Origin of the sequence: Acinetobacter sp. YH16052, from assembly GCF_013417155.1 — a bacterium.
GTDB lineage: Bacteria > Pseudomonadota > Gammaproteobacteria > Pseudomonadales > Moraxellaceae > Acinetobacter.
The window spans coordinates 107505-114258 of the sequence record NZ_VPEO01000011.1 but is presented as its reverse complement, the minus strand read 5'-3'; the positions used below and the strand labels follow the sequence as shown (position 1 = coordinate 114258).

Annotated in this window: 8 protein-coding genes and 1 pseudogene; 5 read left to right on the top strand and 4 right to left on the bottom strand. The window is 41.3% G+C overall.

Annotation, left to right across the window (positions count from 1 at the left end):
- From FTV42_RS09570 to FTV42_RS09560, 3 genes and pseudogenes are all read left to right on the top strand, one after another.
- A pseudogene (locus FTV42_RS09570) lies at positions 1–111 on the top strand (IS5/IS1182 family transposase); the annotation flags it as partial.
- A gap of 346 nt (positions 112–457) precedes the next feature.
- The gene (locus FTV42_RS09565; protein ID WP_004279844.1) at positions 458–967 is read left to right on the top strand and encodes a peptidylprolyl isomerase; all 510 of its coding nucleotides are present in this window, start codon (positions 458–460) and stop codon (positions 965–967) included.
- A gap of 120 nt (positions 968–1087) precedes the next feature.
- On the top strand, positions 1088–1807 hold the full coding sequence (locus tag FTV42_RS09560) for a UDP-2,3-diacylglucosamine diphosphatase (RefSeq protein WP_114540753.1): 720 nt from the start codon (positions 1088–1090) through the stop codon (positions 1805–1807).
- Positions 1808–1835: 28 nt separating this feature from the next.
- Here FTV42_RS09560 and FTV42_RS09555 read toward each other — a convergent pair whose 3' ends face one another.
- On the bottom strand, positions 1836–2003 hold the full coding sequence (locus FTV42_RS09555; RefSeq protein ID WP_373683222.1) for a transposase: 168 nt from the start codon (positions 2001–2003) through the stop codon (positions 1836–1838).
- Positions 2004–2735: 732 nt separating this feature from the next.
- The gene (gene hpaI / locus FTV42_RS09550; protein WP_004279848.1) at positions 2736–3530 is read right to left on the bottom strand and encodes a 4-hydroxy-2-oxoheptanedioate aldolase; all 795 of its coding nucleotides are present in this window, start codon (positions 3528–3530) and stop codon (positions 2736–2738) included.
- Positions 3531–3773: 243 nt separating this feature from the next.
- On the opposite strand from hpaI, the gene nfsB reads away from it, so the two are divergent.
- Positions 3774–4427, top strand: coding sequence for an oxygen-insensitive NAD(P)H nitroreductase (gene nfsB, locus FTV42_RS09545; RefSeq protein WP_180038596.1), 654 nt, complete (start codon positions 3774–3776; stop codon positions 4425–4427).
- Between the two features lie 107 nt (positions 4428–4534).
- The gene (locus FTV42_RS17570; RefSeq protein WP_257223439.1) at positions 4535–4762 is read left to right on the top strand and encodes a hypothetical protein; all 228 of its coding nucleotides are present in this window, start codon (positions 4535–4537) and stop codon (positions 4760–4762) included.
- On the opposite strand, the gene FTV42_RS09535 is transcribed toward FTV42_RS17570, so the two are convergent.
- The gene (locus FTV42_RS09535; protein ID WP_004729829.1) at positions 4725–5579 is read right to left on the bottom strand and encodes an EamA family transporter; all 855 of its coding nucleotides are present in this window, start codon (positions 5577–5579) and stop codon (positions 4725–4727) included. The two genes, FTV42_RS17570 and FTV42_RS09535, sit on opposite strands and share 38 nt — an antisense overlap.
- An 85-nt stretch (positions 5580–5664) precedes the next feature.
- Positions 5665–6702 carry a class II fructose-bisphosphate aldolase gene (fba, locus tag FTV42_RS09530; RefSeq protein WP_180038594.1) on the bottom strand — a complete coding sequence of 346 codons (1038 nt, stop codon included), beginning with the start codon at positions 6700–6702 and terminating at the stop codon, positions 5665–5667.
- Between the last annotated feature and the right edge of the window lie 52 nt (positions 6703–6754).

The window sequence follows — 6754 nt, the reverse complement described above, 5'->3', positions numbered from 1 at the left end:
CTGAAAACCTTCAAAATCCTTGCTGAGCGTTATCGAAATAGAGGTAAAAGGCTTGGTTTGAGATTCAATTTAATCGCTGGAATCTACAACTTGGAACTGAGCAAAAAATGATTTATGAAAGAGGTCTACTATAGGTGATTAATCTCTCAACCGCTAACTCGGGTATTTGATTTCAATTCACTCATTTTAAAAAGTGAAAATACGGCAACCTGCCCAAAACTAAAATATCAACGCTTTACGAAACTGGAAAATGATTCAATTCGCACCTGTCAGGAATATAACGCCCTGTCTGGCAGCATTTGAAATGCCTTGATAAATCAACGTATAAATAAGGTATTATTTTTATGCTTTTAACAAAGAAAATAATGTTTTTACTTGCCTTGTCGAATGTAGTTTGCTTATGCTTCACTCATTCAGAAAAAACCATGGCACTCGTCCATGATCAGGAGATTACACAATGAGTTTTCCTCAAGTCGAATTAAACACCAATAAAGGTCGTATTGTTCTAGAACTCAATGCTGAAAAAGCACCTAAAACCGTAGCTAACTTTTTAGAATACGTACGTGACGGTTTTTATGACGGCGTAATTTTCCACCGTGTTATTGATGGTTTCATGATCCAAGGCGGCGGCATGGATGAAAATTTCAAGGAAAAAGCAACACGTGATGCAATCGAAAACGAAGCAGACAACGGCTTGACCAATGACGAAGGTACGATTGCAATGGCGCGTACTCAGGCACCGCACTCTGCTTCTGCTCAGTTCTTCATTAACGTGAAAAACAACTCATTCCTTAACCACTCTGGCAAAACTGCTCAAGGTTGGGGTTATGCGGTATTTGGTAAAGTGGTTGAAGGTATGGACGTTGTGAACGAAATCAAAAACGTACGTACTGGCAACCGTGGCTACCACGCTGACGTTCCTCTAGAAAATGTAGTAATCGAATCTGCAAAAATCATTTCTGAATAAGTTTAAATCCTCCCTAACCCTCCTTTAATAAAGGAGGGAATCACCTTTTATCAAAATAAGGTTTTCCTCCCTTTTTCAAAGGGAGGTCGGGAGGGATTAAATTAAACAAGGAAAAGATTCGTGATCTATCTGTTTATCTCAGATTTACATTTGTCACCTGATCACCCTCGACTTGTTCGGGGGTTTTTAGATTTATTAACTGAGTATCAAGATCAAAATACCCAACTGTATATTTTGGGTGACTGGTTCAATGCCTGGATTGGTGATGATTATACGTCTCCGTGGCTGGACGAGATTGTCACTGCATTAAAACAGTTTACTCAGGCTGGGAATCAAGTCTATTTTCAGGCCGGCAACCGGGATTTTGTCTTAGGAAGTAAATTTTTAGCTCGATTTGGCGGGCAGCTTCTTCCCGAAATCGATCAGCTAATCATTGCCGGAACACATTTTCGCCTGGAACATGGCGATGCCCTATGTACCGATGACGTCTCCTATCAGCGTTTTAAAAAGATTATTCGTCATCCCTGGCTACTTGGCTTCTTAAGAAAAACCCCTCTCTCATTTCGAACCAGACTAGCCAACCGCTTTCGTCAACAAAGCCATCAGGCACAACAGTTTAAAAGCTATGAAGTGATGGACGTCAACCCACATGCAGTTGAGCTGGCATTACAGGATGTAGATGTACTGATCCATGGTCATACACATCGCGCAGCCATTCATCAGTTAGCCCAGAAAAGAAGAATTGTACTAGGCGACTGGAAAGAAGACAGTGCAGAGATTCTGGAAATTCAGGAAGATCAAAGTTTTGATACCCTGAAACTAAAAAAGTGGCGATATTAATCAGCCACTTTTTACGATATTGATCTGCTTAACACAGACGATAAAGCTGGTTTACCCCAGTATAGAAACTTTTACCATCGAGATTGAACTGAAATTCCTCACCCGTTGGCAATTGAATCATTTTACCGACCTCAACCCAGATAAAACCGTCCATTGTATTTTGCTTGCGCTTTAATGGAACCAGTTTCACGTTCATTTCATTGCCATCAGCGGCAGTGGCAATATGCCATTCATTGATTTTGATCAAAATATTTACTCACACGATATGAGCTTTTTGTGACTATATGGAGAGAGATTAATAAAAACCTAGTTTACATAATAGTTCTATGGTTAGTAGATCTTATTTGAGTTCAAATACTTGAACTAAAAAGTACATCACAATCAGCTTAAAATAATAATAGAAGCAAGAACAGTACTTGCTTGAAGTGCAACCAGTGTAAGCTATTTATCCAGCAAAAGCAAAATTACATTGTAATGACAATAGAATGGGATTTTTAAGAACTTTTTTCATGCTTTGTTAATTATTAGGCTTTTGATTTTTATGATCTAAAATTCATTTTAACGTTACTTCATTTCCGTTGATAAACAAAACCTGTCTTTAAATACCTTAAAATCAATATTAGAGACATGAAACTCAGCCCGAGGTACAGCAAGTTCCACTCTCCCGTCTTTTGATAATTTAGGATCAAGAGAATAGCATTTAAGGCTACAAACAGTACGTGAATCATAAAAAAGGCTTGTTGCACTCGTCTAGTTTTTTGCTGACGTTGGTTCTCTAAGATGTTCTGCTGTTCTTGTAAAAATTGTTCTGCATCTTGAAGGTTCATTATGATTTTCTTATGGCTGAATGAATAGCTCATCTAAAGAATTTCCGGTTAAAAATAAACTAAAAATCTAAGCAAGCTATTCATTCAGAATCTCTTGTTGATTAATAACCGCTAGTCGGATTAATCACATTGATATCCTTTTTATATTTCCCCAATAGATCACGCAAGGAATTCATCAAAACACTGGTATCTACGCCCACTGCTACAAACTCAGTGCCAAGTTCGATATATTTTTGCGTCACTTCATGCTGGGTTGACAGAATTCCTGCAGCTTTGCCTGCAGAACGAATCCGCTGGATTGCATCAATTACAGCTTTTTGTACTTCAGGATGATTCGGATCACCTTGATAACCCATAGTGGCAGATAGATCAACGGCGCCAATAAACACGCCATCAATCCCGTCGATCTGAAGAATAGCATCCAGATTTTCAAGTCCTGTGACCGATTCAATCTGGATTAATAAACAGATTTCTTCATGTGCCGTCTGATAATAATTTGGAATGCTGTTCCAGCGGGTGGCACGTGCCAGTGCAGCACCAACGCCACGAATTCCTTCAGGCGGATAACGGACTGCCCTGACCATGAGTTCGGCCTGTTCCACGGTTTCTACCATCGGAATCAACAGCGTTTGTGCACCGATATCAAGGAGTTGCTTGATCAGTTGTACGCTACCAATGGGTGGTCGTACCACTGCTTGCGAGGGATAAGCAGCAATACTTTGCAGTTGCGACAAAGTCGTTCTCAAATCACTGGGTGCATGCTCACCATCAATCAGCAGCCAGTCATAACCTGCATTTGCCGCAATCTCGGTTCCATAGGCATCTGCCAATCCAATCCATAAGCCGATTTGTTGCTGGGTTTTCAGTTTGTGTTTAAAGTAATTGGTCACTTGCATCCGCTAACCTATTTGCATGTTGCTGGCGATGCCTCTTATTAAACGCTTCTCGCTTAAAAGTGCCAATAGACAAAAACTGGATTTTAATCTGATTTAACTCTAAGTTTTGCTTGAATCCAGCTCAAGATCATCTCAAAACAGGCTTTGCCTGATGCTTTTTTATTGTAATAATCAGGGGATGTGAAAAATGTATATATTTAAAACTTCTACTCGCTGTTTATTTAAAAAGATTGGAGTCCATTGATGGATTTACTCAAGATCACACAGACCCGCTATACCACTAAAGCCTATGATCCTAGCAAGAAAATCCCAGCAGAACAGTTTGAACGCTTGTTAGAAATTTTGCGTCTGGCACCCTCTTCGATCAATATTCAGCCTTGGCATTTTTTTATTGCCGATCATGATGCCGCCAAACAGCGCATTGCCAAAGCCTTGGTTGGTACTTATGCCTACAATGCACCCAAAGTTCTGGATTCTTCACATACCATTTTATTCTGCACCAAAGCCGATATTAATGAGTTGCATCTAGAAAACTTATTGAACCGCGATGATCTCAGTGGCCGTTTTAAAGATGAATCAGCCAAAGAAGGTCAGAAAAATACCCGTGCAGGTTATATTCATTATTATCGTAATGAAAAAGGTGATATTCAGCGTTGGGCTGAAAACCAGACCTTTATTGCACTCGGTCAAATGCTCTTGGCTGCCGGAATTGAAGGTGTCGATGCCACACCAATTGGCGGCTTTGACGAAGAGATGATTAGTGAAGAATTACAACTTGCAGAACAAGGCTTGATCCCCTCTGTATTGCTGACTTTAGGCTATCGCAGTGAAAATGATTTCAATGCCAAACTACCTAAATCACGCCTACCTGCTGAAGATATTTTCACCAAACTGTAAGGAATTTATGCTATAAAAGGGTTCAAGCGCCCCTTTCCATATCAATTCGGGCCTATTTTTTTGCTTTATTTAATTTACATCTAATAGAATAACAATAGAGGTCATCTATGTCGCTCCTTACATCCAAATCCCTGAAATTTGAATGCCATCATTGCGATAAAATTTATCTCCAGCACTATAAAGATCAACAGCATCGTTATCCGCACTGTCCAGACTGCCAAAAGGCCGGTTTATTGCTTGGACTGGCCGAAGCAGGCGACCTGCTCCGACATCCGATTGAATTTGCATCTTCTTATGTCAAGCAGACATTGCATAAGCTAGGCAAATCACACTAGTCAAGCCTAGCAGTAATCCTAGAGTACTTGCAGGTTTGAGCCGTTCTTTAAAGAATACCAGACCTGCTATCACACCAAATACCACCACCAGAATATTCATGCCAGCAAAGACGATCGCAGGTGAATCCTTAAGCAGCATATGGGCTTTGACATAGAAAGCAATATTGGCAAAATTCAGGAAACCCAATAACAGACCAGCGCCGATATTCTGCATCGAGCCCAAGCTTTTATATTTGATTAACAGATAGCCCATCGAAATGATCAGGGCACAAACAAACATTAGATTCAGCGCCACCGCGAATTGGAGGCCCAGACTGGTTGTATATTTCAACAATACATCAATCAGTGCATAACCGACCCAGACCAAGCCCAGATACAACATTCCCTGACTGCCCTGTCCTGTACTTTGTCGATGTGAAAACAGGATGCACAGCACTGCTCCAATACCTAAAGCGATCCCAAGTATTTTCAGCTGATTAAACTGTTCCTGAAAAATGAAATAGGCTGCAGCCAGTGACAAAACTACAGAAAGTCGCTGGGCAATTTCGGTTTTTAAAATTCCAGCCGTTTGCAAAGCCTTGGCCAAAAACAGAAATACGCTCGGAAGCAAAATACCCAGAGCCAGAATAAGCAACCAAGGCGTCTGAGACATTGAAATATGCTGAATATCAGGCTTAAACCAGAAGAAACACAAGAGACTGGCTGTCATATAGTTCCAGCTAATCATGTGTATCGGACTCAAGCCCTTATTTTTGGCGACTTTTAATAATATTGAGACCGCAACGCTGCATAGCGCTGCTGCGAAAATCAGTTCCATATGCTGCTCTTATTCTTGGTCTTTATAGGTCTACAAAAAAGCCCACATGTGCAGTGGGCTTTTTTTATAAATGATTCACTGGGAATTATTTATAGTGTGACACCATTTTCTCTAAAGAAATTGGGCGAATTTTGTCTGCATTACCTGCAGTATCAAAAGCTTCGTAACGATCGATACAGATTTGCTTCATTGCGTCTACAGTTGCGCTGAAGAATTTACGTGGATCGAATTCGCTTGGTTTTTCTGCCATCATACGACGCATTGCACCGGTAGATGCTAAACGCAAGTCAGTATCGATGTTGATCTTGCGCACGCCGTGTTTGATCGCTTCAACCAGCTGTTCAACCGGAACACCGTAAGTTTCCTTGATGTCGCCGCCATACTGGTTAATCACTGCCAACCATTCTTGTGGCACAGAGCTTGAACCGTGCATGACAAGATGCGTGTTTGGAAGTGCTGCATGAATTTCTTTAATGCGGTCAATCGCAAGAATATCACCTGTAGGTGGACGCGTGAACTTGTACGCACCGTGTGAAGTGCCTACTGCAATTGCAAGCGCATCAACATTGGTATCAGCAACGAAGCTACGCGCTTCTTCAACTGAAGTCAGGAGTTGAGAATGATCCAGTACGCCTTCTGCGCCTACGCCATCTTCTTCACCCGCCATACCTGTTTCAAGGCTACCCAAACAACCGATTTCACCTTCAACAGATACGCCACACGCATGTGCCATTTGAACTGTACGACGAGTCACATCAACGTTATATTCATATGAAGTTGGTGTTTTACCATCTTCACCCAGTGAACCATCCATCATCACTGATGAAAAGCCTAACTGGATTGAACGTTGACAAATGTCAGGGCTCGTACCGTGGTCTTGATGCATTACCACTGGAATATGTGGCCATTCTTCAATTGCAGCCAAAATCAGGTGACGCAAGAACGGAGCGCCTGCATATTTACGCGCACCCGCAGATGCTTGTACGATAACAGGTGAATTGGTTGCATCTGCTGCAAGCATAATTGCACGCATTTGTTCTAAGTTGTTTACGTTAAATGCTGGTACGCCGTAAGCATGTTCGCCGGCGTGATCCAAGAGCTGGCGCAATGAAATAAGAGCCATAATATCCTCCCAGTGAATGCCACATATTCTACATGTTCAAAGGTTTCAATTC

Bases quoted from the DNA above. Each gene is read 5' to 3' on its own strand.
- FTV42_RS17570 (WP_257223439.1), top strand. From the start codon at position 4,535: ATGTCGCTCCTTACATCCAAATCCCTGAAATTTGAATGCCATCATTGC.
- FTV42_RS09535 (WP_004729829.1), bottom strand. From the start codon at position 5,579: ATGGAACTGATTTTCGCAGCAGCGCTATGCAGCGTTGCGGTCTCAATA.
- FTV42_RS09555 (WP_373683222.1), bottom strand. From the start codon at position 2,003: ATGAACGTGAAACTGGTTCCATTAAAGCGCAAGCAAAATACAATGGAC.
- FTV42_RS09565 (WP_004279844.1), top strand. From the start codon at position 458: ATGAGTTTTCCTCAAGTCGAATTAAACACCAATAAAGGTCGTATTGTT.
- hpaI (WP_004279848.1), bottom strand. From the start codon at position 3,530: ATGCAAGTGACCAATTACTTTAAACACAAACTGAAAACCCAGCAACAA.
- nfsB (WP_180038596.1), top strand. From the start codon at position 3,774: ATGGATTTACTCAAGATCACACAGACCCGCTATACCACTAAAGCCTAT.
- fba (WP_180038594.1), bottom strand. From the start codon at position 6,702: ATGGCTCTTATTTCATTGCGCCAGCTCTTGGATCACGCCGGCGAACAT.